The sequence below is a fragment of the Streptomyces sp. NPDC088553 genome (genome assembly GCF_044752965.1).
Lineage (GTDB): Bacteria > Actinomycetota > Actinomycetes > Streptomycetales > Streptomycetaceae > Streptomyces.
The window spans coordinates 161,860-186,797 of record NZ_JBIVMG010000010.1; the positions used below are offsets into that span (position 1 = coordinate 161,860).

The 24,938-nt window shown below is 70.6% G+C and carries 22 protein-coding genes and 1 riboswitch; of the genes, 6 read left to right on the forward strand and 16 right to left on the reverse strand.

Annotated elements, in window-relative coordinates:
- The first annotated feature begins 5 nt into the window (after positions 1 to 5).
- Positions 6 to 1,469, forward strand: coding sequence for a DUF2079 domain-containing protein (locus tag ACIP8Z_RS30485; RefSeq protein ID WP_402089222.1), 1,464 nt, complete (start codon positions 6 to 8; stop codon positions 1,467 to 1,469).
- Here the strand turns inward: ACIP8Z_RS30485 and ACIP8Z_RS30490 are convergent.
- A complete protein-coding gene (locus ACIP8Z_RS30490; RefSeq protein WP_402089225.1) occupies positions 1,438 to 2,853 on the reverse strand; it encodes an MATE family efflux transporter in 1,416 nt (471 codons plus the stop codon). The two genes, ACIP8Z_RS30485 and ACIP8Z_RS30490, sit on opposite strands and share 32 nt — an antisense overlap.
- A gap of 113 nt (positions 2,854 to 2,966) precedes the next feature.
- Between ACIP8Z_RS30490 and ACIP8Z_RS30495 the strand changes: the two genes are divergently transcribed.
- Positions 2,967 to 3,512 carry a PadR family transcriptional regulator gene (locus tag ACIP8Z_RS30495; RefSeq protein ID WP_402089413.1) on the forward strand — a complete coding sequence of 182 codons (546 nt, stop codon included), beginning with the start codon at positions 2,967 to 2,969 and terminating at the stop codon, positions 3,510 to 3,512.
- A gap of 46 nt (positions 3,513 to 3,558) precedes the next feature.
- On the opposite strand, the gene ACIP8Z_RS30500 is transcribed toward ACIP8Z_RS30495, so the two are convergent.
- The 5 genes from ACIP8Z_RS30500 to ACIP8Z_RS30520 all read right to left on the reverse strand — a co-directional run bounded on the left by ACIP8Z_RS30500 (position 3,559) and on the right by ACIP8Z_RS30520 (position 9,095).
- Complete coding sequence (locus tag ACIP8Z_RS30500; protein ID WP_402089228.1) at positions 3,559 to 4,788, reverse strand: hypothetical protein; 1,230 nt, start codon at positions 4,786 to 4,788, stop codon at positions 3,559 to 3,561.
- Positions 4,789 to 4,926: 138 nt separating this feature from the next.
- Positions 4,927 to 5,937 (reverse strand): NlpC/P60 family protein, encoded by a 1,011-nt coding sequence (locus ACIP8Z_RS30505; protein WP_402089231.1) that lies wholly within the window; start codon positions 5,935 to 5,937, stop codon positions 4,927 to 4,929.
- A gap of 200 nt (positions 5,938 to 6,137) precedes the next feature.
- Complete coding sequence (locus tag ACIP8Z_RS30510; protein ID WP_402089234.1) at positions 6,138 to 7,187, reverse strand: NlpC/P60 family protein; 1,050 nt, start codon at positions 7,185 to 7,187, stop codon at positions 6,138 to 6,140.
- Positions 7,188 to 7,454: 267 nt separating this feature from the next.
- Entirely contained in the window at positions 7,455 to 8,819 is a 1,365-nt protein-coding gene (locus tag ACIP8Z_RS30515) for an NYN domain-containing protein (protein ID WP_402089237.1), read from the reverse strand.
- Between the two features lie 33 nt (positions 8,820 to 8,852).
- A complete protein-coding gene (locus ACIP8Z_RS30520) occupies positions 8,853 to 9,095 on the reverse strand; it encodes a hypothetical protein (protein ID WP_030314394.1) in 243 nt (80 codons plus the stop codon).
- A 158-nt stretch (positions 9,096 to 9,253) separates the two neighbouring features.
- Between ACIP8Z_RS30520 and ACIP8Z_RS30525 the strand changes: the two genes are divergently transcribed.
- Together ACIP8Z_RS30525 and ACIP8Z_RS30530 are read left to right on the forward strand one after the other, a co-directional pair.
- Complete coding sequence (locus ACIP8Z_RS30525) at positions 9,254 to 9,997, forward strand: rhomboid family intramembrane serine protease (protein WP_402089240.1); 744 nt, start codon at positions 9,254 to 9,256, stop codon at positions 9,995 to 9,997.
- Positions 9,994 to 10,275 carry an Lrp/AsnC family transcriptional regulator gene (locus ACIP8Z_RS30530; protein ID WP_015033007.1) on the forward strand — a complete coding sequence of 94 codons (282 nt, stop codon included), beginning with the start codon at positions 9,994 to 9,996 and terminating at the stop codon, positions 10,273 to 10,275. Before ACIP8Z_RS30525 ends, ACIP8Z_RS30530 begins: the two co-directional genes overlap by 4 nt.
- A 71-nt stretch (positions 10,276 to 10,346) precedes the next feature.
- Here ACIP8Z_RS30530 and ACIP8Z_RS30535 read toward each other — a convergent pair whose 3' ends face one another.
- From ACIP8Z_RS30535 to ACIP8Z_RS30560, 6 genes are all read right to left on the reverse strand, one after another.
- Positions 10,347 to 11,780: an aminotransferase class V-fold PLP-dependent enzyme gene (locus tag ACIP8Z_RS30535; RefSeq protein ID WP_402089243.1), complete on the reverse strand. Its 1,434-nt coding sequence runs from the start codon at positions 11,778 to 11,780 to the stop codon at positions 10,347 to 10,349.
- Between the two features lie 245 nt (positions 11,781 to 12,025).
- A riboswitch (SAM riboswitch) is annotated at positions 12,026 to 12,142 on the reverse strand.
- A gap of 87 nt (positions 12,143 to 12,229) precedes the next feature.
- Positions 12,230 to 13,294, reverse strand: coding sequence for an anthranilate phosphoribosyltransferase (gene trpD / locus ACIP8Z_RS30540; RefSeq protein ID WP_319308769.1), 1,065 nt, complete (start codon positions 13,292 to 13,294; stop codon positions 12,230 to 12,232).
- A 136-nt stretch (positions 13,295 to 13,430) separates the two neighbouring features.
- The gene (locus ACIP8Z_RS30545) at positions 13,431 to 15,053 is read right to left on the reverse strand and encodes a cytochrome bc complex cytochrome b subunit (protein ID WP_319308771.1); all 1,623 of its coding nucleotides are present in this window, start codon (positions 15,051 to 15,053) and stop codon (positions 13,431 to 13,433) included.
- The gene (locus tag ACIP8Z_RS30550) at positions 15,050 to 16,102 is read right to left on the reverse strand and encodes a Rieske 2Fe-2S domain-containing protein (RefSeq protein WP_402089247.1); all 1,053 of its coding nucleotides are present in this window, start codon (positions 16,100 to 16,102) and stop codon (positions 15,050 to 15,052) included. The genes ACIP8Z_RS30545 and ACIP8Z_RS30550 overlap by 4 nt, the downstream gene beginning before the upstream one ends.
- Positions 16,099 to 16,908 carry a c-type cytochrome gene (locus ACIP8Z_RS30555; protein ID WP_319308774.1) on the reverse strand — a complete coding sequence of 270 codons (810 nt, stop codon included), beginning with the start codon at positions 16,906 to 16,908 and terminating at the stop codon, positions 16,099 to 16,101. Before ACIP8Z_RS30555 ends, ACIP8Z_RS30550 begins: the two co-directional genes overlap by 4 nt.
- A 74-nt stretch (positions 16,909 to 16,982) precedes the next feature.
- Positions 16,983 to 17,603, reverse strand: coding sequence for a heme-copper oxidase subunit III (locus ACIP8Z_RS30560; protein WP_266965193.1), 621 nt, complete (start codon positions 17,601 to 17,603; stop codon positions 16,983 to 16,985).
- 202 nt (positions 17,604 to 17,805) lie between these two features.
- Between ACIP8Z_RS30560 and ACIP8Z_RS30565 the strand changes: the two genes are divergently transcribed.
- Positions 17,806 to 18,207, forward strand: coding sequence for a hypothetical protein (locus ACIP8Z_RS30565; RefSeq protein WP_402089251.1), 402 nt, complete (start codon positions 17,806 to 17,808; stop codon positions 18,205 to 18,207).
- A gap of 58 nt (positions 18,208 to 18,265) precedes the next feature.
- Here ACIP8Z_RS30565 and ACIP8Z_RS30570 read toward each other — a convergent pair whose 3' ends face one another.
- From ACIP8Z_RS30570 to coxB, 4 genes are all read right to left on the reverse strand, one after another.
- Complete coding sequence (locus ACIP8Z_RS30570; RefSeq protein WP_402089254.1) at positions 18,266 to 19,522, reverse strand: Ig-like domain-containing protein; 1,257 nt, start codon at positions 19,520 to 19,522, stop codon at positions 18,266 to 18,268.
- Positions 19,523 to 19,644: 122 nt separating this feature from the next.
- Complete coding sequence (locus ACIP8Z_RS30575; protein ID WP_017238857.1) at positions 19,645 to 20,043, reverse strand: cytochrome c oxidase subunit 4; 399 nt, start codon at positions 20,041 to 20,043, stop codon at positions 19,645 to 19,647.
- Positions 20,040 to 21,776: a cytochrome c oxidase subunit I gene (ctaD, locus tag ACIP8Z_RS30580; protein ID WP_402089257.1), complete on the reverse strand. Its 1,737-nt coding sequence runs from the start codon at positions 21,774 to 21,776 to the stop codon at positions 20,040 to 20,042. Before ctaD ends, ACIP8Z_RS30575 begins: the two co-directional genes overlap by 4 nt.
- Positions 21,773 to 22,738, reverse strand: coding sequence for a cytochrome c oxidase subunit II (gene coxB / locus ACIP8Z_RS30585; RefSeq protein WP_030314370.1), 966 nt, complete (start codon positions 22,736 to 22,738; stop codon positions 21,773 to 21,775). Before coxB ends, ctaD begins: the two co-directional genes overlap by 4 nt.
- A 629-nt stretch (positions 22,739 to 23,367) precedes the next feature.
- Between coxB and ACIP8Z_RS30590 the strand changes: the two genes are divergently transcribed.
- Positions 23,368 to 24,774 (forward strand): cysteine desulfurase/sulfurtransferase TusA family protein, encoded by a 1,407-nt coding sequence (locus ACIP8Z_RS30590; RefSeq protein WP_402089260.1) that lies wholly within the window; start codon positions 23,368 to 23,370, stop codon positions 24,772 to 24,774.
- The last annotated feature ends 164 nt before the right edge of the window (positions 24,775 to 24,938 follow it).

Consider the following 24,938-nt stretch of genomic DNA (forward strand, 5'->3'; position numbering starts at 1 on the left):
CTGACATGAACAACTCGATTCTCTCGGTCGACACGCTTCAGCGGCACGGGAAGGGCGGCGAGAGGGCCGCCGAAGAGGATGTACCGAAAGTCTCGCCAGGTATATCGGGCAAGTCCCTGCTCCTGGTTTCCGGCACCTTCTTCCTGGTGTATCTGCTCCTGTCGACGCGGCGCCATGCGGCGAACCTCACGACAGGGTACGACCTGGGCATCTTCACCCAGATCGTGAGGTCCTACTCCGAGTTCACGGCCCCGTACTCCGATCTCAAGGGGCCCGTCTACAACACACTCGGGGATCATTTCCATCCGATCCTCGCGCTGCTCGCGCCCATATACAAGGTATTCCCGTCCAGTTATACGCTGCTCGTCTGTCAGGCAGCGCTCGTGGCATTTTCCATAGTTCCCCTGATGAAGTGGGCGCACAAAGCGAGGGGGCGGAACTTCGCCTATTGGGTCGGAGTTTCGTACGGCGCATCCTGGGGAATTGCCTCACTCATATACTTCGATTTCCACGAAGTCTCCTTCGCGGTGCCGCTCCTGTCCCTCTCGCTCTGTGCCGCCGGCCAGAAGCAGTGGCGCGCGGCCGCCCTCTGGTCCCTGCCGCTGGTGCTGGTCAAGGAGGACCTGGGTCTCACGGTCGCCGCGATCGGCGCCTATGTGGCATGGAAGGGGCCGCGGCTGACGGGGCTCGCCGTCGCCGCCTTCGGGGCCGGCGCGACGGCGCTGGAGATGCTGGTGATCCTCCCGTACTTCAATCCCCTCGGGCAGTTCGCCTATCTGCCGCCCGAGACCGCCGAAGAGGTCGGCATGCTGGCGCAGGCCGCCGGAGCCCTCTGGCCTCCGGTCAAGTGGCTGACGCTCTTCATGATCGTCGCCCCGACCGGCTTCCTGGCCCTCCGGTCGCCGATCCTGCTCGTCGCGCTGCCGACGCTGGCCTGGCGGTTCACGGGATCGAACCCCTTCTACTGGGGGATGGAATTCCACTACAGCGCGGTCCTCATGCCCATCGCCTTCGCCGCCGCCGTGCACGCGGCCGCGAACGGTGTGACGGCGCGGAGACTCATGCCCGCCTGCGTCGTCGGCGCGGTGGCCACGAGCGTCACGCTCTTCACCCATCCCCTGCACGAGGTCGCACTGCCCCGGACATGGAGCGACTCCGCCTACGTCAGGACGTCGGACGAGCTGCTCGGCAGGATCCCCGACGGCGCGACCGTGGCCGCGTCGAACCGCCTGGCCGCCCAGCTCGCCGACCGGGCCTCGGTCAGCGAGGTATGCCTGTTCCCCCGCTCCTTCCCGCCGAAGGAACGACCCGAGTGGCTGATATACGACGTCGCCGACACCTCGGACCCGGAGTGCGCGACCGGCAAGGCCCTCGAATCGGCCGACCCCGACGTCCCCGGATACCGGATCGTCGAGTCGCGGAACGGCATAACGCTGCTCAGGCTGGCCGACGAGAGGAATTCCCGGTAGTTCCCGGTAGATCCTCCTCGGCGCCGCTGCTCTCCTGAGCGGCGCCGAGGGTGCGGCGGTACAGGAGACCTAGGGCCGCGCACTGGGCCGCTGTCGCCAGGGCCATGGCCAGACAGACACCGGGCAGTCCGAGCCCCGAGAGACCGCGCGCGAGCGGCAGCTGGACGAGGACACCGGCGATCGTGATCCGGGCGAGGTACGGGCTCCCGCCGGTGCCCTCGAAGACCCCCGCGAGCGCGATGAACCCGCCCGTGAGCAGCAGATGGGGGCCGAGGCAGCGCAGGAAGAGGGCGCCCGCCTCCGCCACCTCGGGTTCGGCGCCGAAGACCCGCATGACGGGACCCGCGCCGAGGAACAGCAGCACGGCGGCGCCCCCACCGAGGACGCCCCCGAGCAGCAGGGCCTGGCGTCCGACGGCACGGCGCTCGTCGAGGCCGGCGTCGGTCCGTGGCACGCGCCCGGGCTCCTGAGCGGGCCCGGGCACACCGCGCGCACTCCCCAGCAGATGCGCGCTGTGGATGGCGGCGGCCTGCCGGACGGCGTAGAACGCCATGGTCGCGACGTACATGGCCTTGGTGGCGATGCCGTAGGCGGCGATCTCGGTGACGCCGAGCCGGGCCACGACGGAGACGAGCGCGAGCGCGCCCGCCATCCGGACCGCGAAGTCGACGCCCATGGGGAGACCGGTTCCGAGGGTACGGCGCAGGGCGGCGGCGGTCCGCTCCGCCGGGCGGACCGCGCGGGCGGCCCTGACCAGGGGGTCGCGCCGGAGGACGAGCAGCCCGGCGGCGAGCGCGACGGCCCGGCCGGTGACGGTGGCGAGGGCGGCGCCCCGTACCCCGTACGCCTGGATGAGCAGCGGGTCGAGGACCAGGATCAGCCCGTTGGCGAGGAAGGCGAGCCGCATCGGGGTGCGGGTGTCGCCCGCGCCCTTGAGGATCCCGTCGAGGACGTTGACGGCGAAGAAGACGGCGGTGCCGGGGAGCGAGACGGCGAAGTAGGCGGTGGCCAGGGCGTGGGCGGGGTGGTCCTGGCCGCCCAGCAGCAGGGCGGCGAGCGGTTCGCGCAGCAGGTACCCGCCGACGGCCACGGGCGGCACGAGCAGGGCGCAGAGGGCGGCCCCGCCGCGGACGGCGGCGCGGACGGCGGCCGGGTCGTCGGCGCCCCGGGCACGGGCGACGAGCACGGTGGTGCCGGAGCCCGCCACGAGGACGACGCCGAGGAGCAGGTTCTCGACATTGGTGGCGACCGCGACGGCGGCGACGGCGTCCCCGCCGAGCCGGGCGACCCAGATGACGTTGATGACGCCGGCGGCGACGCCGGCGAGGAGTTCGAGATAGACCGGGCGGGCGAGCCGGACGAGCGTGCGGCGGTGCGCGGACATGGACGACGGCCCCCTCTTTTCGATGTACCTCGATTCGAGGCACATCGAAAAGAGGTAGCATGGCGACCGGTCCGACGACAAGCACGGACGACGCGCACGAAGGGGGCCGCCCGATGCTGGAGCTGTCGATCCTGGGCTTCCTCTACGAGAAGCCCCTGCACGGCTACGAGCTGAAGGAGCGCATCCACGGCCTCAGCGGCCATGTGCGCCCCGTCAGCGACGGCGCCCTCTACCCGGCGATCACCCGGCTGGTGAAGAACGGTCTGGTGGACAGCCATACGGAACCGGGCGCGAGCGCGGCCCCGCGCCGGACCCTCTCGCTCACCGCCGACGGACGCCGGGAGCTGTTCGCCAGGCTGCGCGCCCCCAAGGACGCCGAGATCACCGACGGCCAGCGCTTCTTCACGCTGCTCTCCTTCCTCGGCCACCTGCCCGACCCGGCGGACCAGGCGGCCGTGCTGCGCCGCCGCCAGGAGTTCCTGAACACCCCGGCCAGCTTCTTCTACGAGGACGGGACTCCGGTCGCCGCCGAGCGGGAGCCCGACCTCTTCCGCCGGGGCATGCTGCGGATCGCCCGCGCGACGGGCACGGCCGAGAAGGCCTGGCTGACGGAGGCCCTGGCCGAACTCGACGGCCGGGAGCCACCTGCCGGTCCCTGAACCCGCCGTACCGGCGCCGCCCGCCGCTGGATCCGGCGGACGGGCGCTACCCCAGCCGCTTCCCCAGGTACTCCCGCCAATCGGCGGTGAACTCCTCCGGGGTGGTGCCGAGCACCTCCTGGAGGGCCTTCTCCACGGCCCCCTCCCGGCCCGGGTGCGCGCCCACCGCACGGTAGAAGTCGGTCAGCTTCGTCCCGCCCCAGCGGTCCGCGATCAGCGCGCAGGCCAGCCAGCCGCCCTCGTACGCCCTGGCCAGCGCCTCCGCGTCCGCGCCGAAGGCGAAGTCGGGGTCCTCCGGGAGCCGGGCGGGCAGCTCACCCGCGCGGACCGCGCGGCCCAGTTCGGGGGCGGCCTGGGCGGCGGTGCGGTCGGCGTCCCGGTAGGCGACCCAGTCGGCGAAGCCCTCGGAGAGCCAGACCGGGGTCGACGGGGTGGTGGCGGCACGGGTGGCGACATGGACGGTCTCGTGGGTGAGGACGAGCTGCCGGCCGAACTCGCCGAGGACCCCGTACGCCTCCGGGTTCACGATCACCCGGTCCGCGGGGGCGTCCGCGCCGCCCCGGGTCTCCCCCGTGGTGACGGCGGCGATGCCCCGGTAGGAGTTCCCCGGCGCCCCGAGGAGCTCGCCCATCCCCGCCAGCGACCCGGGGACCAGGACCACCACGTCACGGGCCCACTCGCCGGGCCAGGCGGCGGAGACGACGGGAACGGCCCGGTCCGCCGCCGCGGCGATCTCCCGGAGCCGCTCGGGCTGCTGGCCGACGCCGAGGACGAGCGAGCGGGCACCCCGGACGCTCGCCACGTCGCCCTGCTCCCAGAGGTGCCGGGGCGCGCCCCGCGCCGGACGGTCACCGGTCACGTACCAGCGGCCGTCCCGCTCGGTCAGGTCGAGGACCCGGGCGCCGGTGACGGGCCGCTTGTCGTGGTCCCGGAGCCGGTAGCCGAGGTCGGCGCGGACGGTGACGCGGTCGGCGGCCGTGCGCTCGACCCCGGTGAGCCGGTAGGTCCAGCCGTCGACGGGAACCGTCGCGAGCCGTCGGAAGACGGTGAGGGCGGTCGGGGCGTACGAGGGGTCGACGGCGGCGAGGTAGCCGGGCTGGTCGCGGTCGAGGAGCGCCCTGGCGTGCCGGTCGAGGAGCCCCTGGATCTCCCGGGCGGCCGTGTCGGCGGGCTGGTCGGCGCGCGCACCGCAGCCGACGAGTCCCACGAGCACCAGCAGCAGGGCCGTCAGGCAGGCCGTCGCCGGCCTCCGCGCTCCACACCCCTGACCTGCCACGCCTCCGATCGTACGGTCGGACCGGCGGGAACCGCGTCCCGCACGGCCCCCGACTCGGGCAGGACCCGGCCGGAGGCGGGCTCGGACCCGGGCAGGCCCCCGGCCGGGACTCTCCTCGGGCCCGAGCCGGGATCCGCCTCAGACCCGGGTCACCGTCACGTGCGACATCATGTTCACCGGGTCGTAGCGGACCCGCGCGCCCGGGTAGGGGGCGTGGATGACCTGGCCGTTGCCGGCGTAGATCCCCACATGGCTGGCGTCGCCGCGGTACGTGACGAGGTCACCGGGCTGTGCCTGCGAGAGCGGCACCTGCCGGCCCGCGTACCGCTGCGCGGAGGAGGTCCTCGGCAGACTGATCCCGGCCTTCCCGTACGACCAGACCATCAGGCCCGAGCAGTCGAAGGCGGAGGGGCCGGTCGCCCCCCACACGTACGGCTTGCCGACCGCGCTGCGGGCGGCGATCACCGCGGCGGCGGCCCGTGAGGAGCCCGGGGCGGCCTCGGGCATCGGCGGCAGCTCCTCCGCGCGCCCGCCGGAGCGCGAGGCCCGGTCGAAGTCGGCGCGCTCCTCGACGGTGAGGCGCGCCAGCACCCGGCGGGCCTCGGCGAGCTTGCCCTCGACCACGCGCTTGTGGCGGGCGACCTCGGCCCGGCTGCGCTCCAGCTCGACCAGGGCCGTCCGGGCCTCGGACCGCTTCTGGCTCAGCCGGCGCTGCTCCCGCCGGAGCTCACCGAGCGCGGCCCCCTGGCGGGCCGTGATCCGGTCGAGCGCGGAGGCCCGGTCGAGGTAGGTGTCCGGGTCGGAGGAGAGCAGCAGGGCGAGGGCGGGGTCGATGCCGCCGGAGCGGTACTGGGCGCCGGCGACCGAACCGAGCGCGCCCCGCATGTGGTTGATGCGCTCCTGGCCCCGGGCGAGGCTGTCCTGTGCCTGGGAGACCGTCCGGCGCAGCGCGTCCGCCTTCTCGTCCGCCCGGTTGTAGCCCTCGGTGGCCTTCTCGGCCTCCTCGAAGAGGCGGTCCACCGTGGCACGGGTGGCCGCGGACCCGGCCCCGGGGTCGGCGCTCGCGGGGACGGCCCCGAGGGTCGCCGCGGCGGTGGCCGCGGCGGCGGTGAGGACGGTGACCCTGGCGGGTCGGCGGTGGGACGCCACGAATCGCGCTCCGTTCGGCTCGACGCTGACTGGCGCGGCAGACAGTAGCCGCTGATCAGTCCGCGTCCAACGAAGGCACCGTGCACACAAAGTGACGCCCCGCCGGAGATCACAGGTCACCGGCGGGGCGTCAGGTCAGCTCGCGTCGCGGCGAACCACCCGATTGGGCGGTTCGGCTGCGCGGGTCGCGTCGGGGCGGGTCAGCCGGCGATGCGGACGCCGAACTGGAAGGAGCCCAAGGTGTTCATGGACTCGTAGCGGACGTTGACGCCCGAGTACGGGGCGTGCAGGACCGTGTTGTTGCCCGCGTACAGACCCACGTGCGACAGGCCGTTGAAGAAGACCAGGTCGCCCGGCTTGAGCTGGCTGCGGCCGATCTTCGTGCCGTCGTTCTGCTGGGTGTACGTGGTGCGCGTGAGGTTGACGCCGGCCTTGCCGTAGGCCCACTGGGTCAGACCCGAGCAGTCGAAGGAGTTGGGGCCCTCGTGGCCGGACGCGTACGGCATGCCGACGCGGGTGGCGGCGGCGCTGAGCGCGGCGGCGCCGAAGCCGGAGGCGGGGGCCTCGTTGCCGAGGTCGATCCGCTCGCCGGCGGCGCGGCTGGCGCGCTGTGCCTGCTCCTGCTCCTGCTGCCGCATCTTGGCCCGCTCGGCCTCGGTCAGCGTGTTGAGGAGCTTGCGGGCCTCGGCCAGCTTGCCCTGGAACTTCTTCTTCTTCTCGCCGAGCGTCTTGCGGACGTCCTGGAGGTCCTCGAGCTTCGTGGTGGCCTCGGCGCGCTGCTGCGCGAGGCTGCGCTGCTTGGCCTGGATCGAGGTGAGGACGTCGGCCTGCTGGGCGCTCAGCTGGTCGATCGCGGACGCCTTGTCGAGGTAGGTGTCCGGGTCGGCGGAGAGGAAGAGCTGGAGCGCCGGGTCGATGCCGCCGGAGCGGTACTGGGCGCTGGCGACCGAACCGATCTGGTCGCGCAGGGTGTTGAGCTCCTGCTGGCCTCGGGCCACCTTGTCCTGGAGGTTGCCGATCTCCTGCTGCAGCTTCCCGCGGCGCTCCTCGGCGAGGTTGTACTGCTCCGTGGCCTCCTCGGCCTCGTGGTGCAGCTTGTCGACCTTCGACTTCACCTCGTCGATCGAGGGCTTGGCGGGGGCCGCCTGGGCGCCCGTCTGGGCGGTGAGCGCTACGGCGGCGGCCGCGGTCGCGGTGAGTACGGTCACGCGCATGCGGCTCGGCTGCTTGGGTCGACGGTGGGACGCCACGAAGGCGAGCTCCTTCTTCCTCAGAGCCGCCCAACCGGTAAGGGGCAGGCGGTTCCTCCGCCGCCACCCCGGATGGGTGATCAACCGCGCGAAGGTTCGAGCCCCGACCCTAGTGACCAACTTGTGATCAGTTCAAATCCCACTGGCAAAAATATCGCTCAGGGACCACTTAATTTACACGCACCACACAGGCAGTGATGGGTACTTGACCGTCCGCCCTCCAGAATTCGGGCATAAAGCACAAGAGTTGTGATGTGCGGCGATGCATCAGGAGAGCCGCGAAAGCCGCTTCAGCAGCAAGGCGGACGCCACGGGCCGCGCCCCGGCCTTCGCCACCCCGTCGGCCACCTCGCGGTCGGTGGAGACCACCACGACCGGCCGGCCCGGCGGCTCGGCCCGGACCAGCTGACGGATCAACTCGTCGGCGGTCACACCCGGCTTGGAGAACAGCACCCGCACCCCGCGCGGCGGCGCGAGGAGCACCGGGGCCGCCAGCTCCGCCCCGTCGAAGACACAGGTGACCTCGGCGCCCGAACGGGCCGCGAGGGCCGACAGACTGCCGAGCAGCCGCAGCCGCTGCTTCTCCAGCGGCATCGTCGGATAGCCGGTCTTGGTGACGTTGTAGCCGTCGACGACCAGATGGGCCTGCGGCAGCGCGAGGAGCTGGTCGAGCAGCGCCGGGTCGGTCTCGGAGAGCGCCCGCGCCGCGATGTCCTTCGGGGACATCCGCCCCGGCTCCACCGCGTCCACGGTGTCCGCCGGGTGCACCGACACGGGAGGCAGCGCGAGTTCGCGGCGCAGCCCCTGGGCGGCGTCGAGCACGGTGTCGAGCAGCAGCCGCAGCCGCATGTCCTCCACCGAGCGCCCCTCACGGGCGGTCCTGCGGCTCGCCTCCAGGGCGGCCTCGACCTCGCCGAGCCGGGCCTTGAGCCGCCGGCTCTCGCTCTCGGCGGACGACACCTGGGCGGCCGCCTCCGCCTTCGCGGCGTCGATCTCGCCCTGGGCGCGGCGCAGCGCGGCCTCGCCGCGCTTCACGTCGCTCTGGGCGCTGCGCAGCTTGCGGTGAAGCGATTCCGCTTCCTTCCGGGCCGCCTCCAGATCGTGGCGCAACTGCTCGCTCTCGCCGCGCGAACGGTCCCGGGCGGCGGCGAGTTCCTCGCGCAGCCGCTCCAGCTCGCGCCGGCCCGCCTCGTCGGCCCGCTCGGCGTCGACGCGCAGCGCCTCCTCGCCCGCGGCGGCCACCAGCTTGACCCAGCCCGGCGGGCGCAGCACATAGGCCGCGGCCGCCACGTCGACGGGGTCGGCCGCGGCCGGCGGGGTGCCGGTCTCGACGGCTCCGGCCAGCTCGGGCTGGCCCTGCTTGAAGCGCTCGCCGATCCGCTGCCGGAACAGCGGGTCGCTCTCCAGGGCCGCCGCCATGGCGTTCCCGGCGAACTTGGCGCGCCGGCTCGCGGTGAACCGGGCGTACTGCCTCAGGGGTGCGGGCAGCTCGGCGACGGTCAGCCCGCCGAAGGCGTCGGCGACCAGCGCGACGACCCGCCGCCGTACGCCTTCCGGCAGTGGGTGGTCGAGCGTCTCGGCAGCGTCACCTGCCGCGCCGGCCGGCTCTCCACCGTGCGCGGGCTGCTCCACGATCCGTCACCCCTATGTCGTCCGCGCCGTCCCTCAGGAGGCGGCGCCCGGCCTGTCCACCAGTTCGATCTGATCCACCGCGTTGCACCAGCGACAGCGGACCGACTCGATGGTCTCACTGACCACCTGCCGCTCCTCGACCGTCGGGTCTCCCGCGAGGTCCAGATGGACGTACTCCACGACCTTGGAGGAACGCGTCACGTCGAATCGGGTCAGGTTGCCGCAGAGCGTGCAGCGCCACCGGGTGTCGGCGGTCGGCAGGGGAACCGTCGTCATCGTGCCGTCCTTCTTCCTGTTGCGTGGTACCAGGTGCGGGAGCCGCGGTGCGCCGTCGAACTGCGGTCGTACTGCCCGTTACCCTACGGCCTCGCCGGTACGCGGGGGCACGGCGAGGCACTCTGTCCACTTCGGCCCCGGTACGCCATGATCTGTCCATGATCGACTGGCGAGGCGCGGTCCGTGCTGTCCTGGGGCCCTGGCGGGGCGTCCGCGGTGGCCCCACGGTGACGTACGGACTGATCGCCGCCTGCTGTGTGCTCTTCGTGATCGGCCCGGTCTCCGGGCTCAACCCGGTGTACGGCACGGGGGACGAGCTCCTCGCGGCGCAGGGCGAGTACTTCCGGCGCTGGGGTGTCGTCCCCGCCGAGCTGATGAGCGGCGAGCCCCGCGCCCTGCTCACCCCGCTCACCGCGCTCTTCGTCCACGGCAGCTGGCTCCACCTGCTGGGAAACATGCTGTTCCTGTACGTCTTCGGGGCGATGGCCGAGGAGCGCATGGGTCCCGTCGAGTTCGCCCTCTTCTACCTGGGCACGGGCTACCTCGCGCTGCTCGGGTACGCGGTGGCGCACGCGAACAGCGAGCAGACCCTGGTCGGGGCGTCCGGGGCGATCTCCGGGGTGCTCGGGGCCTTCCTCTTCCTCTTCCCGCGCTCCCGGGTCACCAGTCTCTTCCCGTTCCTCTTCTTCCTGCCGCTGCGCTTCCCCGCCTGGATCGTGCTGATCTTCTGGTTCGTGCTCCAGTGGCTGGCGGCGCGGGCCGCGGGCGCCGGCCCCGGCGTCGCCTATCTGGCCCATGTGGTGGGCTTCTCCGTCGGCTTCCTCTACGCCTGGGGGCGCTACCGGGGTGGGGATAGAGTGAAAGCCCAAACCGCGGCGACCGAGGGAGAAAGCCAGCCGTGATCACCGCGATCGTGCTCATCAAGACCAGCGTGGACCGCATCCCCGAGATCGCCGAGTCGATCGCCGGGCTCGACAGCGTCAGCGAGGTCTTCTCGGTGACCGGCACCTACGACCTCATCGCCATGGTCCGCGTGCCCCGTCACGACGACCTGGCGGACGTCATCCCCGGCAGCATCAGCAAGATCCCGGGCGTCGAGGCCACGGACACGCATGTCGCCTTCCGTACGTACTCCCAGCACGATCTGGAGGCGGCCTTCGCCATCGGTCTGGAGTCCTGAGACCGCGTACACGGCACGGGTGAAGGGGGCCTCCCGCTCGGGAGGCCCCCTTCACCCGTACGAGTGAGTGATCAGCCGCGGTCCGGGACGCAGCGGCCGTCCTCGGTACGGTACTTCCACTGCGCGCCGTCGCGGACGAGCTCCTTCACGGCGCCGACGAACCGCTCCACGTGCTCGTCCGGCGTACCGGCGCCGAAGCTCACCCGGATGGCGTTGAGCGACCTCTCCCCCGGGGCCGCCTCGGGGGCGCCGCACTCGCCCGGGTCCTGCGGGTCGCTGCCGAGCAGCGTGCGGACCAGCGGGTGGGCGCAGAAGAGACCGTCGCGGACGCCGATGCCGTACTCGGCGGAGAGCGCGGCGGCGAAGTGGGAGCTGTTCCAGCCCTCCACGACGAAGGAGATGACGCCGACGCGCGGCGCGTCGTCGCCGAACAGCGAGAGCACCTTGACCTCGGGGACCTCGGCGAGTCCCTCCCGGACCTTGGCGATCAGGTGCCGCTCGCGCTCGACGAGGGTGTCGAAGCCGGCCTCGGTGAGCGCCTTGCAGGCGGAGGCGATGGAGTAGACGCCGATGACGTTCGGCGAACCGGCCTCGTGCCGGGCCGCGGTGGTGTGCCACTCCACGTCCACGCCACCGTCGGCCCGACGGGCCACCTTGCGGGAGGCGCCGCCGCCCGCGAGGTAGGGCTCGGAGTCCTGCAGCCAGTCGGCGCGGCCCGCGAGGACGCCGGAGCCGAAGGGCGCGTACAGCTTGTGCCCGGAGAAGGCGATCCAGTCCACGTCGAGCTCCTGGACGGAGACCGGGTGGTGGGGCGCGAGCTGGGCGGCGTCGAGCACGATCCGGGCACCGTGGGCGTGCGCGGCGGCGGCGAGCTCCTTCACCGGCCACAGCTCCCCGGTGACGTTGGAGGCGCCGGTGACGCAGACGAGGGCCGGACCGTAGGGGTCGCGGTCGGCGAGCGCGCGCTCCAGGGTGGCGACGGCCTGCTCCGGGGTGCGCGGCGCGTCGAGGTAGGTGACGCGGGCGTCTCGCCAGGGCAGCAGCGAGGCGTGGTGCTCGGTCTCGAAGACGAAGACCTGGCAGTCGGCCGGGAGGGTGGCGGCGAGCAGGTTGAGCGAGTCGGTGGTGGAGCGGGTGAAGACGACCTGGTCGCCGGGGCGGCAGTCGAGGAACTCGGCGACGGTGACGCGGCTGTTCTCGAAGAGGTCGGTGGAGAGCTGGGAGAGGTACCCGGCACCGCGGTGGACGCTGCCGTAGTAGGGGGCGTACGCGGCGACGTCGTCCCACACCCGCTGGAGGGCCGGCGCGCTGGCCGCGTAGTCGAGCGCCGCGTAGGTCACCTCGCCGCCGGTGACGAGCGGGACGGTGACGTCCCGGCCGAGCACGGGCAGCGGGGCGGCGCAGCAGGGATCGGCGGACTCCGCGGCGGTCTCGGCGGAAGCGGTCTCGACGAGGGTGGCGGCGGTCTCGACGGTGGCGACGGCGGCGTCAGGGCGTGCGGACATGGCGGTATCTCCCGGCGGGCGGTGCGGAATGGCTTCGGTGATCCCGTACGCGGCCGGAGGCGGCGGGGTACGGGTGAGAGGCCTCGGAAGACACGGGTGCACAGGGAGACTCAGGGGTACACGGAGTACGCGGAAGTGACCCTGATCCGATGATCCGAGGGTGAAGAAGGGGCGTACTCGCCCTATCGCATTCGCTTGCTCACGGAAAAAGCTCCTCGAGAGACCAGGACCCCTGGTGTTCGAGGGGTCCGCGCTTGCCGTAGACCTCGCTGCCTACGGCCTGGTCATCACCCGGGGCACCCCGCCACGGACGGAGGGTTGCCGGACAGCAAGCCGGGGCCAAAACGCTGTCACTCGTGACCTGTAGAGCATCCTGCCACATGATCGCCGACGCGCAAGACCCCGGTCCGCATGCTGGACCGGGGTCATGGGCGTACGGCGTGCGGGATTCAGGCGTTGCTGGCGGCGACCCAGCGGTCCAGGGCCCGGCGGGCCTCGCCGGAGTCGATCGCCTCCGCGGCCTTCTCCATGCCGGCCCGGATCTGCTCCACCAGGGTGCCGTCCCCCGGCGCGAGCGCGGTCAGCGCCGCCGCCGAGTTGAGCAGCACCGCGTCCCGTACCGGACCGGTCTCCCCCGCGAGCAGCCGACGGGCCACGTCGGCGTTGTACGAGGCGTCCGCGCCGCGCAGCGCCTCCACGGGGACGAGGTCGATGCCGACGTCCCGGGGGTCGAAGGCCTCCTCCCGCACCGCACCGTCGCGGACCACCCAGACCCGCGAGGTGGCGGTGGTGGTCAGCTCGTCGAGGCCGTCGTCGCCGCGGAAGACGAGCGCGGAGGAGCCGCGCTCGGCGAGCACCCCGGCGACGATGGGAGCCACCCGGGCGTCGGCGACACCGGTCGCCTGGGACCGGACGCGGGCCGGATTGGTGAGCGGACCCAGGAAGTTGAAGACGGTCCGGATGCCGAGCTCCTTGCGGGCCATCGCCACATGGCGCAGCGCCGGGTGGAACTTCACGGCGAAGCAGAAGGTGATCCCGGCCTCCTCGGCGACCTCGACGACCCGCTTCGGGGTCAGGTCCAGGTTGACGCCGAGCTTCTCCAGGACGTCGGAGGCACCGGAGGCGGAGGACGCGGCCCGGTTGCCGTGCTTGACGACCTTGGCGCCGGTGCCGGCCACGACGATCGCCGACATGGTGGAGATGTTGACGGTCTTGGCGCCGTCGCCGCCGGTGCCGACGATGTCGACGGTGGCGCCGGGCACCTCGATCGTGTTCGCGTGCTCGTACATGGTGCGGACGAGGCCGGTGATCTCCTCGACGGTCTCGCCCTTGGCGCGCAGGGCCACGACGAAGCCGGCGATCTGGGCGTCGGTGGCCTCGCCGCGCAGGATCCGGTCCATGGCCCAGGCGGTGTCCTCCGCGCTCTGGTCGCGGCCGGACAGCAGACCGTCCAGGACGACGGGCCAGGAGCGGCCCGCCGACGTAGGTCCTCCAGCGGGGGTCACAGCGCTCATGGCAGCTCCATAGTTGATTGCGCGCGCAATAGGTTACGACCAGCCTATCGACCCCCGGGGACGGCAAAGAGCCCCGTCCATCGAATGGACGGGGCTCTCGCCGTGGCGACGTGTCGAACGTCAGGAAGTCAGGTGATCAGTGGTGGCCGTGGCCGCTCTGGATCTCCTTGTACTCCTCGACGGTGGGCTTGGCGATCTGGCTGTCGTCGCCGTAGTAGCCCTTGTTGAGCTTGACCCGGAGCTTCTCCATGCGCCCGATCTTGCGCTCCACACCGTTCTCGTCGACGGCCGGCGGAAGCTCCGCCGCGTCGTACTGCTCGTGCGCGGTGAGGCGGTGCAGCTCGCCCTGGCTGAGCGGCTCGTGGATCTCGACGAACTCACCGTGCGGCAGGCGCTTGATGATGCCGGACTCGCGACCGTGCAGCACCTTGTCCTTGTCACGGCGCTGGAGGCCGAGGCAGATCCGCTTGGTGACGATGAACGCGATGACCGGGCCGACGAAGAAGAAGATCCGCACGAACCAGGTGATCGAGTTGAGCGACAGGTGGAAGTGGGTCGCCCAGAGGTCGTTTCCACCACCCACGAGCATGATCATGTACGCGGTGATCCAGGCGACACCGAAGGCGGTGCGCGTCGGAGCGTTGCGCGGGCGCTGCGCGATGTGGTGCTCGCGCTTGTCGCCGGTGATCCACGACTCGATGAACGGGTAGACCGCGATCGCCGCGAGGACCGCCGGGAAGATCGCCAGCGGGATCATCACGCCCAGGACGAGCGTGTGGCCCCAGAGGTTGATCTCCCAGCCCGGCATGACACGGATCAGACCCTCGGCGAAGCCCATGTACCAGTCGGGCTGGGCGCCGGTGGACACCTGGTCCGGCCGGTACGGGCCGATGGCCCAGATCGGGTTGATCGAGGCGATCGCCGCGATGACCGCGATGACACCGAAGACCAGGAAGAAGAAGCCTCCGGCCTTGGCCATGTAGACCGGCAGCAGCGGCATGCCCACGACGTTCTTGTTCGTACGGCCGGGGCCGGCGAACTGCGTGTGCTTGTGGAAGAACACCAGGATGAGGTGGGCGACCACGAGGCCGAGCATGATGCCGGGCAGCAGCAGGACGTGGGCCGAGTAGAACCGGGCCACGAAGTCGCCGCCGGGGAACTCCCCGCCGAACAGGAACATCGACAGGTACGTGCCGACGACCGGGACGGACAGGATCGCGCCCTGCATGAAGCGGACACCGGTGCCGGAGAGCAGGTCGTCCGGGAGCGAGTAACCGGTGAAGCCGGTGAACATGCCCAGGAAGAACAGCAGGAAGCCGAACAGCCAGTTGATCTCACGCGGCTTGCGGAACGCGCCCGTGAAGAACACGCGCATCATGTGCACGAACATGCCGGCGAGGAAGATCAGCGCCGCCCAGTGGTGGATCTGCCGGATGAGCAGACCACCGCGGACCTCGAACGAGATGTGCATCGTCGAGTTGAACGCCTCGGACATCAGCTGTCCCTGGAGCGGGACGTACGGTCCGACGTACTCCACCTCGTTCATCGACGGGTGGAAGAACATCGTCAGATAGACGCCCGTCAGGATGATGATGAGGAAGCTGTACAGGCAGATCTCACCGAGCATGAAGGACCAGTGGTCCGGGAAGATCTTCCGCATGTTGGCCTTGGCCAGCGTGTAGATCCCCAGGCGTCCGTCGGCCCAGTCGGCCACCCGCTCACCGGCGGGTGCTTTCTTCGAATCGGTCACGGTGCTCATCCGCGCTCCCAGAAGGCAGGACCGACGGGCTCGTCGAAGTCGCCGAGCGCCTCCAGGAAGCCCTTGTCGTTCACGCCGATCCGCAGCTGCGGGAGGGCGTGACCGGCCGGGCCGAAGATGACGCGGGCGCCGTCGGAGAGGTCGAAGGTGGACTGGTGGCACGGGCAGAGGACGTGGTGCGTCTGCTGCTCGTACAGGGAGATCGGGCAGCCCACGTGGGTGCAGATCTTCGAGAAGGCGACGATGCCCTCGTGCGACCACTCGAGCTCGCGCTTGTCCTTGATGTCCTCCGGCTGGATCCGGACGATCATCAGGGCGGCCTTGGCGATCTCGGTCTGGAAGTGGTGGTCGTGCTCCGAGAGGCCCTCGGGCATCGCGAAGGTCAGCGAACCGACCGCGACGTCCTCGGGACGCAGCGGCTCGTTCGTGTTCATGTTGATGAGCTGAAGACCCTTGGCCCACATCGTGGTCCGGAGCTTCTTCTCGGGCAGCGGGCCCATGTCACGCAGCAGCACGATGCCGGAGAGCGGAACGAGCGACAGCGCGCCGAACATCGTGTTGCGGATGAGCTTGCGACGGCCCATGCCCGACTCGGCGGCACCGGCCGCGAAGTCCGACATGACCTTCGCCTTGGTCTCGGCGTCGGCCGCGATCGGGTGACGCTCGTCCGCGATCTCGACGTCGGACATCAGGGTGCGGGCCCAGTGGACCGCGCCCGCGCCGATGAAGAAGAGCGCGAGACCCAGGGTCCAACCCAGCGCGAAGTTGAGCGCGGACACCCGGCCGAAGGGCCAGATGTACACGATCTTGTCGACCGGGAAGATCACGTACGAGGCGATGAAGCCGATCGTGGCCAGCATCGACAGCGTGAACATGAACGCCACCGCGCGCTCGGACCGACGCGCGGCCCGCTCGTCGATGTCCTGGATGCGGGGCTTGTGGGGCGGGAGGCCCGGGTCGGCGAACGGGTCGTCGGCGACCTTCACCGCGCCGTGCGCGGTGTCCTGCCCTGCCGGCAGGTTCTCTTCTGGAATCTCTTGGCTACTCATGACTTCTTGGCCTTAGCGGTGTGGGCCGCGACCCAGACGGCAACTGCGATCAGCGCACCCAGACCGAAGACCCAGGCGAACAGACCCTCGCTGACGGGGCCGAGGCCACCGAGCTTGAGACCGCCCGGGTTGTCGGCCTCGTCGCTGTTGACGGCCTGGACGTACGCGATGATGTCCTTCTTCTCCTTCTCCGGCATGGTCGTGTCCGGGAAGGAGGGCATGTTCTGCGGGCCGGTCTGCATGGCCTCGTAGAGGTGCTTCGGGCTCACGCCTTCGAGGTTCGGGGCGTACTTGCCGTAGGTCAGCGCGCCACCCTCGCCGGTGAAGTTGTGGCACTGGGCACAGTTGGTGCGGAACAGTTCGCCACCCTTGGCGATGTCGGCACCGTCAGGGCTGTACTGGCTCTCGGTCGGCGTGATCGGACCGGCACCGAGAGAGGCGACGTACGCCGCGAGCTGATCGATCTCAGCCTGCGAGTAGATGACCTTCTTCTTCGGGACCTGGGCGCCCGGCTGCTGGGCCGGCATGCGACCCGTGCCGACCTGGAAGTCGACGGCCGCCGAACCGACGCCGACGAGGGAGGGGCCGTCAGTGGTGCCCTGACCGCCGGTTCCGTGGCAGCTGGCGCAGCCGACGGAGTAGAGCTTCTTCCCCTCCTCGATGGCGAGGGACTGGGCGGTTTCGTCGGCCTTCGCCGTGCCCGCGGGCGCGAACGCGGCGTACAGCCCCCCAGTGGCCGCCAGCGCGAGAAGTAGGACGACGACCGCCGCCAGCGGATGGCGTCGTCGTGCGGAGAGCTTTTTCACGGATTACCCCGGTGTCAGGATCTTCTGCGTCGATGCTTGCTGGATGTCTCGGTCCGCCGTGTCGGCGGCGCCGACTACTTGATCATGTAGATCGTGGCGAAGAGGCCGATCCAGACGACATCGACGAAGTGCCAGTAGTAGGACACGACGATGGCGGCGGTTGCCTGCTCGTGAGTGAACCTCTTGGCGGCGTACGTCCGGCCGAGGACCAGCAGGAAGGCGATGAGACCGCCCGTCACGTGCAGGCCGTGGAAGCCGGTGGTCAGGTAGAACACGGAGCCGTACGGGTCCGACGAGAGCGAGAGGCCCTCGTGCTTCACCAGCTCGGTGTACTCGAAGACCTGCCCGCCGATGAAGATCGAACCCATCACGAACGTGATGATGAACCACGACCGGAGCTTCTTCACGTCGCCCCGCTCCGCGGCGAAGACGCCGAGCTGGCAGGTGAGTGAGGAGAGCACCAGGATCGTGGTGTTGGTGGCCGAGAACGGGAAGTTCAAGGCATCTGCCTTTTCCGCCCAGTACTCGGCACCCATCACCGATCGAAGGGTGAAGTACATCGCGAAGAGGGCCGCGAAGAACATCAGCTCGGAGCTCAACCAGATGATGGTTCCGACGCTGGTGAGGTTCGGTCGATTGACCGACGGGTGCGCGTGCCCTGTTTCTACTGTCGTTACTGTCGCCACGACCGACATTATGTCGGTCGCTTATCCCGCCCTCACTCCGGGGGGTGCCGTTCGGAGTGTCAGAGGGGTGTGTCCAGCCCGAACGGCCCAGTGGAAGGGCCCCCCGGCACCCTTCGAACAGGTGTTGAACGGGTGTTGACGGGGTGTGGACCGGAGTAGCATCCGCGCATCGGTCGACGACGACCCACCCGCCTTCCCAGCCGGAGGAACGATGCAGTCGAGTGCCACGGTCCTGGTCTACAGCGACGACGCGAACACCCGCGAGCAGGTACGGCTGGCGGCCGGGCGCAGGCCCGCGTCGGACGTCCCGCCGGTGGAGTTCGTGGAGTGCGCGACGCTGCCGGCGGTGCTGAAGCACCTGGACGAGGGCGGCATCGACGTGTGCGTCCTGGACGGCGAGGCGGTTCCCGCGGGCGGCATGGGCGTCTGCCGGCAGATCAAGGACGAGGTCTTCCACTGCCCGCCGGTGCTGCTGCTCATCGGGCGCCCGCAGGACGCCTGGCTGGCCACCTGGAGCCGCGCGGACGCCGCGGTCACCCTTCCGGTGGAACCGGTCGAGTTCGCGGCGTCCCTGGCCTCCCTGATCCGCTCGCGCCTGTCGATCGACGCGTAGTCGCCGCACGCGGCGACTGAGCCGAAGGGGCTTCGGCGCCCCGGAGGAGAACCGAGCCCTAGAGAGGGAGGGGCCTGAGGCGGGCCTTCTCCGTGGGGGCCACCGGGTTGCCGGCGGCCTCCACCAGGGCGCTGCCCTCGCGCCACTTGGCCCACGGCAGGTTCCAGTCGCCGAAGCCGTTGCCGAAGGTGTCCATCGTGTCGCCGTAGCTGTTGACGACGCGGACGATGTCGCCGGGGCGGACGGTCTCGTAGAACCAGGCCGCGTTCCCCGTCGACATGCCGACACAGCCGTGGCTGACGTTCGCCACGCCCTGCGAGCCGACCGACCAGGGCGCGGCGTGGACGTACTCACCGCTCCAGGTCACCCGGGTGGCGTAGTAGACCGGCAGGTCGTACGACTCCGAGCTGCCCTCCGCGATGCCGATGCTGGTGCCCCGCATCCGGACGTAGTACTCCTTGCCGAGCACCACTTTGATCCCGTTTCGGGTGGAGAAGCCCGGCTTGCCGGTGGTCACCGGAATGGTATTGATCACTTCTCCGTTGCGCCGCACGGTCATGTAGTGCGACCCGGCGTCCGCGACGGCCTCGATCCGGTCGCCGATCGTGAGCTTCAGCGGCTTGGACGCGCCGCCGTAGAGCTTGTCGCCGACCTTGAGGCCGTCCAGGTTGCCGGTGACCGTGACGGTCGCGCCGGCCGGCCAGTACTCCTTCGGACGGAAGTGCAGCTTCTTGTCGTCCACCCAGTACCAGGCGCCCTCGACGGCCGGCGTGGAGCGGACCTTGAGGGCCCGCTCCACGACGGCACGCGCCGAGCGGTCCTTGACCGGGAGGCTGAGATCGGCCGTGATGGGCTGTCCGACGCCGTAGGTGCCCGCCTCCGGGCCGAAGGTCGCGGTCAGCGCCCGTTTGGCCGGGGCCGTCTCGAAGGTGAACGTACGGGCGCCTGGAGCGCCGTCCTCGTCCTCGGTGGCGACGCGGACCGTGTAGCGGGCGCCGGCCGCCAGGGCGGCCGTGGAGCGCCAGCGCTGACCGTCCGCGGTGAGTTCGCCCGCCAGGTGGTGGCCCGAGGCGTCGATGGCGGTGACGTCGGTGATCCTGCCGTCGTCGCCCTTGGCGGTGACCTCAAGGGGCTTCTCGGGGTCCGCCTTGGCGCCGTCCGAGGGGGCGCTGACCGCGAGCTGGTCCGCCGCGTCATACGCCCTCGCCGACAGCGGGTGGCCGTCGGAGCCCGCGCACGACGTGGCGGCTGCGGTGACGGTGACGGCCAGAAGAGTGGAGCTGAGAACAGTCCGAATGCGCGGCGTGTCGTTCATGACTTCACGCTAAGGACTGTCCTCGCCACCAGCGCGCCGAGTGCGCCAAAAGAGGGGCCCGGACACTTCGGTGACGAAGTGTCCGGGCCCCTCTCGGGTGCTCCGGTGCGGAGCGGGTACCGCTACTGGTTCTGGTTCTCGCCGCGGTAGAACTCGAAGACCCAGCCGAACAGGCCGACGAGGATCAGCGGGGCGGAGAAGTACAGGATCCACCAGCCCATCGCGATGGCGAGGAAGGCGAGCGCGCCACCGACGGCCAGCGACAGCGGCTGCCAGCTGTGCGGGGCGAAGAAGCCCACTTCACCGGCCTCGTCCGCGACGTCGGCCTCCTTGTCGTCCTGCGCCATCGCGTCGACACGCTTGGCCGTGAAGGCCAGGTAGTAGCCGATCATGATGGACAGGCCGAACGCCAGGAACAGCGCCGTCGTACCGACCGGCTCCTTCGACCACACGCCGTACAGGACGGCCATGGCGAGGATGAAGACGCTCAGCCAGATGAACATCTTGCCCTGGATCTTCACTTGCCGGCCTCCTTGCCGCCCGCGAGGGCCTCGGCCACGTGACCCTTGTTCTCGAGCTGGTCGAGAGCCGCGATCTCAGGGTGGTGCAGATCGAACGCCGGGGATTCCGAACGGATCCGCGGCAGGGTGAGGAAGTTGTGCCGGGGCGGCGGGCAGGACGTCGCCCATTCGAGCGAACGGCCGTAGCCCCACGGGTCGTCGACCTCGATCTTCTTGCCGTACTTGGCGGTCTTCCAGACGTTGTAGAAGAACGGCAGGATCGACAGACCGAGCAGGAAGGAGGAGATCGTCGAGATCGTGTTCAGCGCGGTGAAGCCGTCGGCGTCGAGGTAGTCCGCGTAACGACGCGGCATGCCCTCGGCACCGAGCCAGTGCTGCACCAGGAAGGTGCCGTGGAAGCCGATGAACAGCGTCCAGAACGTCATCTTGCCGAGCCGCTCGTCCAGCATCTTGCCCGTGAACTTCGGCCACCAGAAGTGGAAGCCGGCGAACATCGCGAAGACCACGGTGCCGAAGACGACGTAGTGGAAGTGCGCGACGACGAAGTACGAGTCGGAGACGTGGAAGTCCATCGGCGGCGAGGCCAGGATGACGCCGGTCAGACCACCGAAGGTGAAGGTGATCAGGAAGCCGATCGTCCACAGCATCGGTGTCTCGAAGGACAGCGAGCCCTTCCACATCGTTCCGATCCAGTTGAAGAACTTCACGCCTGTCGGTACGGCGATGAGGAACGTCATGAAGGAGAAGAACGGGAGGAGCACGCCACCGGTGACGTACATGTGGTGCGCCCACACGGTCACGGAGAGGCCGGCGATCGCGATGGTCGCGGCCACCAGACCGATGTAGCCGAACATCGGCTTGCGGCTGAAGACCGGGATGACCTCGGAGATGATGCCGAAGAACGGCAGCGCGATGATGTACACCTCTGGGTGGCCGAAGAACCAGAAGAGGTGTTGCCAGAGCAACGCTCCACCGTTGGCCGCGTCGAAGACGTGTGCACCGAACTTGCGGTCCGCCTCCAGGGCGAACAGCGCGGCCGCGAGGACCGGGAAGGCGAGCAGGACCAGAACACCGGTCAGCAGCACGTTCCAGGTGAAGATCGGCATGCGGAACATCGTCATGCCCGGAGCGCGCATGCAGATGATCGTGGTGATGAAGTTGACCGAGCCGAGGATCGTGCCGAAGCCGGAGAAGGCCAGACCCATGATCCACATGTCGGCGCCGACACCCGGCGAGCGGACGGCGTCCGACAGCGGGGAGTAGGCGAACCAGCCGAAGTCGGCCGCACCCTGCGGGGTGAGGAAGCCGGCCACCGCCATGATCGAGCCGAAGAGGTACAGCCAGTACGCGAACATGTTCAGCCGCGGGAACGCCACGTCGGGCGCGCCGATCTGCAGCGGCATGATCCAGTTGGCGAATCCGGCGAACAGCGGCGTCGCGAACATCAGCAGCATGATCGTGCCGTGCATCGTGAACGCCTGGTTGAACTGCTCGTTCGACATGATCTGCGTACCCGGACGGGCCAGCTCGGCGCGCATGAAGAGCGCCATGAGTCCGCCGATGCAGAAGAAGACGAACGACGTGACCAGGTAGAGCGTGCCGATCGTCTTGTGATCGGTGGTGGTCAGCCACTTGATCACGACATTGCCGGGCTGCTTGCGCCGTACGGGCAGCTCGTTCTCGTACGAGTCCTCAGCTGCGGCGGCACCCTGGGTTTCGTTGTGGATGCTCACAGTTGGTTCTTCTCCGCATTCCTGGCCGGGTCCGTCTGCTCGATGCCAGACGGGATGTAGCCGGTCTGCCCCTTCTCGGCCAGCTCCTTCAGGTGCTGCTGGTAGCGCTCCGGGGAGACCACCTTGACGTTGAAGAGCATCCGGGAGTGGTCGACACCGCACAGCTCGGCGCACTTGCCGAGGAAGGTGCCTTCCTGCGTCGGGGTGACCTCGAAGGCGTTGGTGTGACCCGGGATGACGTCCTGCTTCATCAGGAAGGGGACCACCCAGAAGGAGTGGATGACGTCACGGGAGGTCAGGACGAACCGGACCTTCTCGCCCTTCGGCAGCCACAGGGTCGGGCCCGGGTTGCCGGTCTGCGGGTTCCGGTCACCGGGGATACCGGCGTCGTAGACGCCGCCGGCGTTCGCCGGGAAGTCGTCCTGGAACTTGTCCGGAATGGCGTCGAGGTTGGGGGCCGTCTGCGCGTCGCCCTTCACCCCGGGCACGTTCTCGATGTAGTTGAAGCCCCAGCTCCACTGATAGCCGACCACGTTGATCGTGTGGGCCGGCTTGTCGGCGAGCGAGAGGAGCTTCGACTCGTCGCGTGCGGTGAAGTAGAAGAGCACCGACACGATGATGAGGGGAGTGACCGTGTACAGCGCCTCGATCGGCATGTTGTAACGGGTCTGCGGAGGTACCTCGACCTTGGTGCGGGTGCGCCTGTGGAACACGACGGACCACAGGATCAGCCCCCAGACCAGGACGCCCGTGGCGAGCGCAGCCGCCCACGAGCCCTGCCAGAGGGAGAGGATCGTAGGAGCCTCTTCCGTGACCGGAGTGGGCATACCAAGGCGGGGGAAGTCTTCCCAGTTGTACGAGCAGCCGGTGGCTGTCGCCAGGATCAGGCCCGCAGTCAGCACCTGCGGCAGCTTCCGCCGCATCGGGCGCCGCGACGAGCGGTCGGAGCCGTTGGGACTCACGTAGCGCCTTCCCGAGAGTCTCGGCCCGCGTTGGTCGGCCACGGCCGTCCGTCTCGCTGGTCGGTCGCCGCCCCGGCCGCGGGCAGGGGTTTGGATGTTTATGCGGACCAAACCCTACTGGACGCTATTTGGGGTCGCGCGGGGAGGGTGCCCAACGCGCCGTCCGAGTCCCCGAAGGGGTGGACTCCGGGGTTCCGGAGGGGGGTGGCACACGTCCGTTCGGCGGTCTGCCGGTGTACGGCGAGGCGGTTCTGACGAGGGCTCACGAGGGGGGTGGGGGCGGGGGCGGGCACGGCTTGGTGACGGGCGCGCGCGGGGGGCGGGCGGCGGACGTGCGGCGGACGCTTCGGGGGTGGGCTGTGGCTGTGCCGGGGGTGGGCTGCGGGTGGGCCGGGGGCTTGCGTCGGGCTCGGCGCGGACCGGCCATGGGCTCGGTGGGGACCGGCCGTGGGCTCGCGGCGGGACGGACCGCCGGCGGGCCCCGGCCTGGCCTACGGCCTGCTGCGGCCCGGCTTCCGGCGTGCCGCGGCCTGGCCTCCGACGTACTGCGGCCTGGTCGGGGACGGCGCGGCGCGGCCTCGACCCGGGTGGGCGCAGGCCGTCCGCGCCCCAGGCCCTACCGTGGGCGGATGCCGTACTTCGACGCCGCGTCCGCCGCCCCGTTGCACCCCGTCGCCCGCCAGGCGCTGCTCGCCTCCCTCGACGAGGGCTGGGCCGATCCGGCCCGGCTGTACCGGGAGGGGCGGCGCGCCAGGCTGCTGCTCGACGCCGCGCGGGAGGCCGCGGCGGAGGCCGTGGGCTGTCGCCCGGACGAGCTCGTATTCACTCCTTCGGGGACGCGCGCGGTTCACGCGGGAATCTCGGGATCTCTCGCGGGGCGTCGGCGTGTCGGAAACCGGATCGTGGTCTCCGCGGTCGAGCACTCCTCCGTACTGCACGCGGCCGAGAGCCACGCGGCGGCGGGCGGAGCGGTGACGGAGGTTCCGGTGGGGCGGACGGGGGCGGTGGACGCGGACGTCTTCGCGGCCGCGCTCGACGCCGGGGCGGGCGGCGACGCGGGCACGGCCGCCCTGGCGTGTCTCCAGTCGGCCAACCACGAGGTGGGGACCGAGCAGCCGGTGGCGGAGGTGGCGGAGGCCTGCCGGGCGGCCGGGGTGCCGCTGCTCGTGGACGCGGCCCAGTCGCTGGGCTGGGGGCCGGTGGAGGGCGGCTGGTCGCTGCTCGCGGCGAGCGCGCACAAGTGGGGCGGGCCGGCGGGGGTGGGGCTGCTCGCCGTACGGAAGGGAGTGCGGTTCGCGCCTCAAGGCCCCTCGGACGAACGGGAGTCGGGCCGGGCGCCCGGTTTCGAGAACCTGCCGGCGATCGTGGCGGCGGCGGCCTCGCTGCGGGCGGTACGGGCGGAGGCGGCGGCCGAGGGGGCCCGGCTGCGGGCCCTGGTGGACCGGATCCGGGCGCTGGTGCCGGAGCTGGTCCCGGACGTGGAGGTGGTGGGCGACCCGGTGCGGCGACTGCCCCACCTGGTGACCTTCTCCTGTCTGTACGTGGACGGGGAGACGTTGTTGCACGAGCTGGACCGGGAGGGTTTCTCCGTTTCGTCCGGTTCGTCGTGTACGAGCTCGACGCTGACGCCCAGCCATGTGCTGCGCGCGATGGGGGTGCTGAGCGAGGGGAACGTCCGGGTGTCGCTGCCGGCCGGCACGGCGGAGGAGGACGTGGACCGCTTCCTCGACGTGCTGCCGGTGGTGGTGGCGGGGGTACGGGAGCGGCTCGGCGCGCCGGCGACGTCGCCGGCGGCCGCGTCGGGCCCGGACTCCTTGGTGGTGGACGCGCTCGGCCGGCGCTGCCCGATCCCGGTGATCGAACTGGCGAAGGTCATCGGGGACGTGCCGGTGGGCGGGACGGTGACGGTCCTGGCGGACGACGCGGCGGCGCGGCTGGACATTCCGGCGTGGTGCGAGATGCGGGGGCAGGAGTACGTGGGCGAGTCGCCTGCGGCGGGGGGTGGGGTGGCGTATGTGGTGCGGCGGGTGAACTGACGCCGGCGCGTCGCACGGACCCGGCGCCCGGGCCCGCCCGCCTCACCGCGTGCCGCCCCGGCCGCGGGCCCGCCCGCCTGGACGCCCGCGCCTCGCGGGCTGCGCCCCACGCGGGGCGGCTGGGGCGGCCGCCCCGCCCACGGCCGGGCAGGGCCCGGAGCCCG

What these genes read in the sequence shown, in the direction of transcription:
- ACIP8Z_RS30485 (WP_402089222.1), top strand. Translation starts at nt 6, where the DNA reads ATGAACAACTCGATTCTCTCGGTCGACACGCTTCAGCGGCACGGGAAG.
- ACIP8Z_RS30490 (WP_402089225.1), bottom strand. Translation starts at nt 2,853, where the DNA reads ATGTCCGCGCACCGCCGCACGCTCGTCCGGCTCGCCCGCCCGGTCTAT.
- ACIP8Z_RS30495 (WP_402089413.1), top strand. Translation starts at nt 2,967, where the DNA reads ATGCTGGAGCTGTCGATCCTGGGCTTCCTCTACGAGAAGCCCCTGCAC.
- ACIP8Z_RS30520 (WP_030314394.1), bottom strand. Translation starts at nt 9,095, where the DNA reads ATGACGACGGTTCCCCTGCCGACCGCCGACACCCGGTGGCGCTGCACG.
- ACIP8Z_RS30525 (WP_402089240.1), top strand. Translation starts at nt 9,254, where the DNA reads ATGATCGACTGGCGAGGCGCGGTCCGTGCTGTCCTGGGGCCCTGGCGG.
- ACIP8Z_RS30535 (WP_402089243.1), bottom strand. Translation starts at nt 11,780, where the DNA reads ATGTCCGCACGCCCTGACGCCGCCGTCGCCACCGTCGAGACCGCCGCC.
- trpD (WP_319308769.1), bottom strand. Translation starts at nt 13,294, where the DNA reads ATGAGCGCTGTGACCCCCGCTGGAGGACCTACGTCGGCGGGCCGCTCC.
- ACIP8Z_RS30545 (WP_319308771.1), bottom strand. Translation starts at nt 15,053, where the DNA reads ATGAGCACCGTGACCGATTCGAAGAAAGCACCCGCCGGTGAGCGGGTG.
- ACIP8Z_RS30550 (WP_402089247.1), bottom strand. Translation starts at nt 16,102, where the DNA reads ATGAGTAGCCAAGAGATTCCAGAAGAGAACCTGCCGGCAGGGCAGGAC.
- ACIP8Z_RS30560 (WP_266965193.1), bottom strand. Translation starts at nt 17,603, where the DNA reads ATGTCGGTCGTGGCGACAGTAACGACAGTAGAAACAGGGCACGCGCAC.
- ACIP8Z_RS30565 (WP_402089251.1), top strand. Translation starts at nt 17,806, where the DNA reads ATGCAGTCGAGTGCCACGGTCCTGGTCTACAGCGACGACGCGAACACC.
- ACIP8Z_RS30570 (WP_402089254.1), bottom strand. Translation starts at nt 19,522, where the DNA reads ATGAACGACACGCCGCGCATTCGGACTGTTCTCAGCTCCACTCTTCTG.
- ACIP8Z_RS30590 (WP_402089260.1), top strand. Translation starts at nt 23,368, where the DNA reads ATGCCGTACTTCGACGCCGCGTCCGCCGCCCCGTTGCACCCCGTCGCC.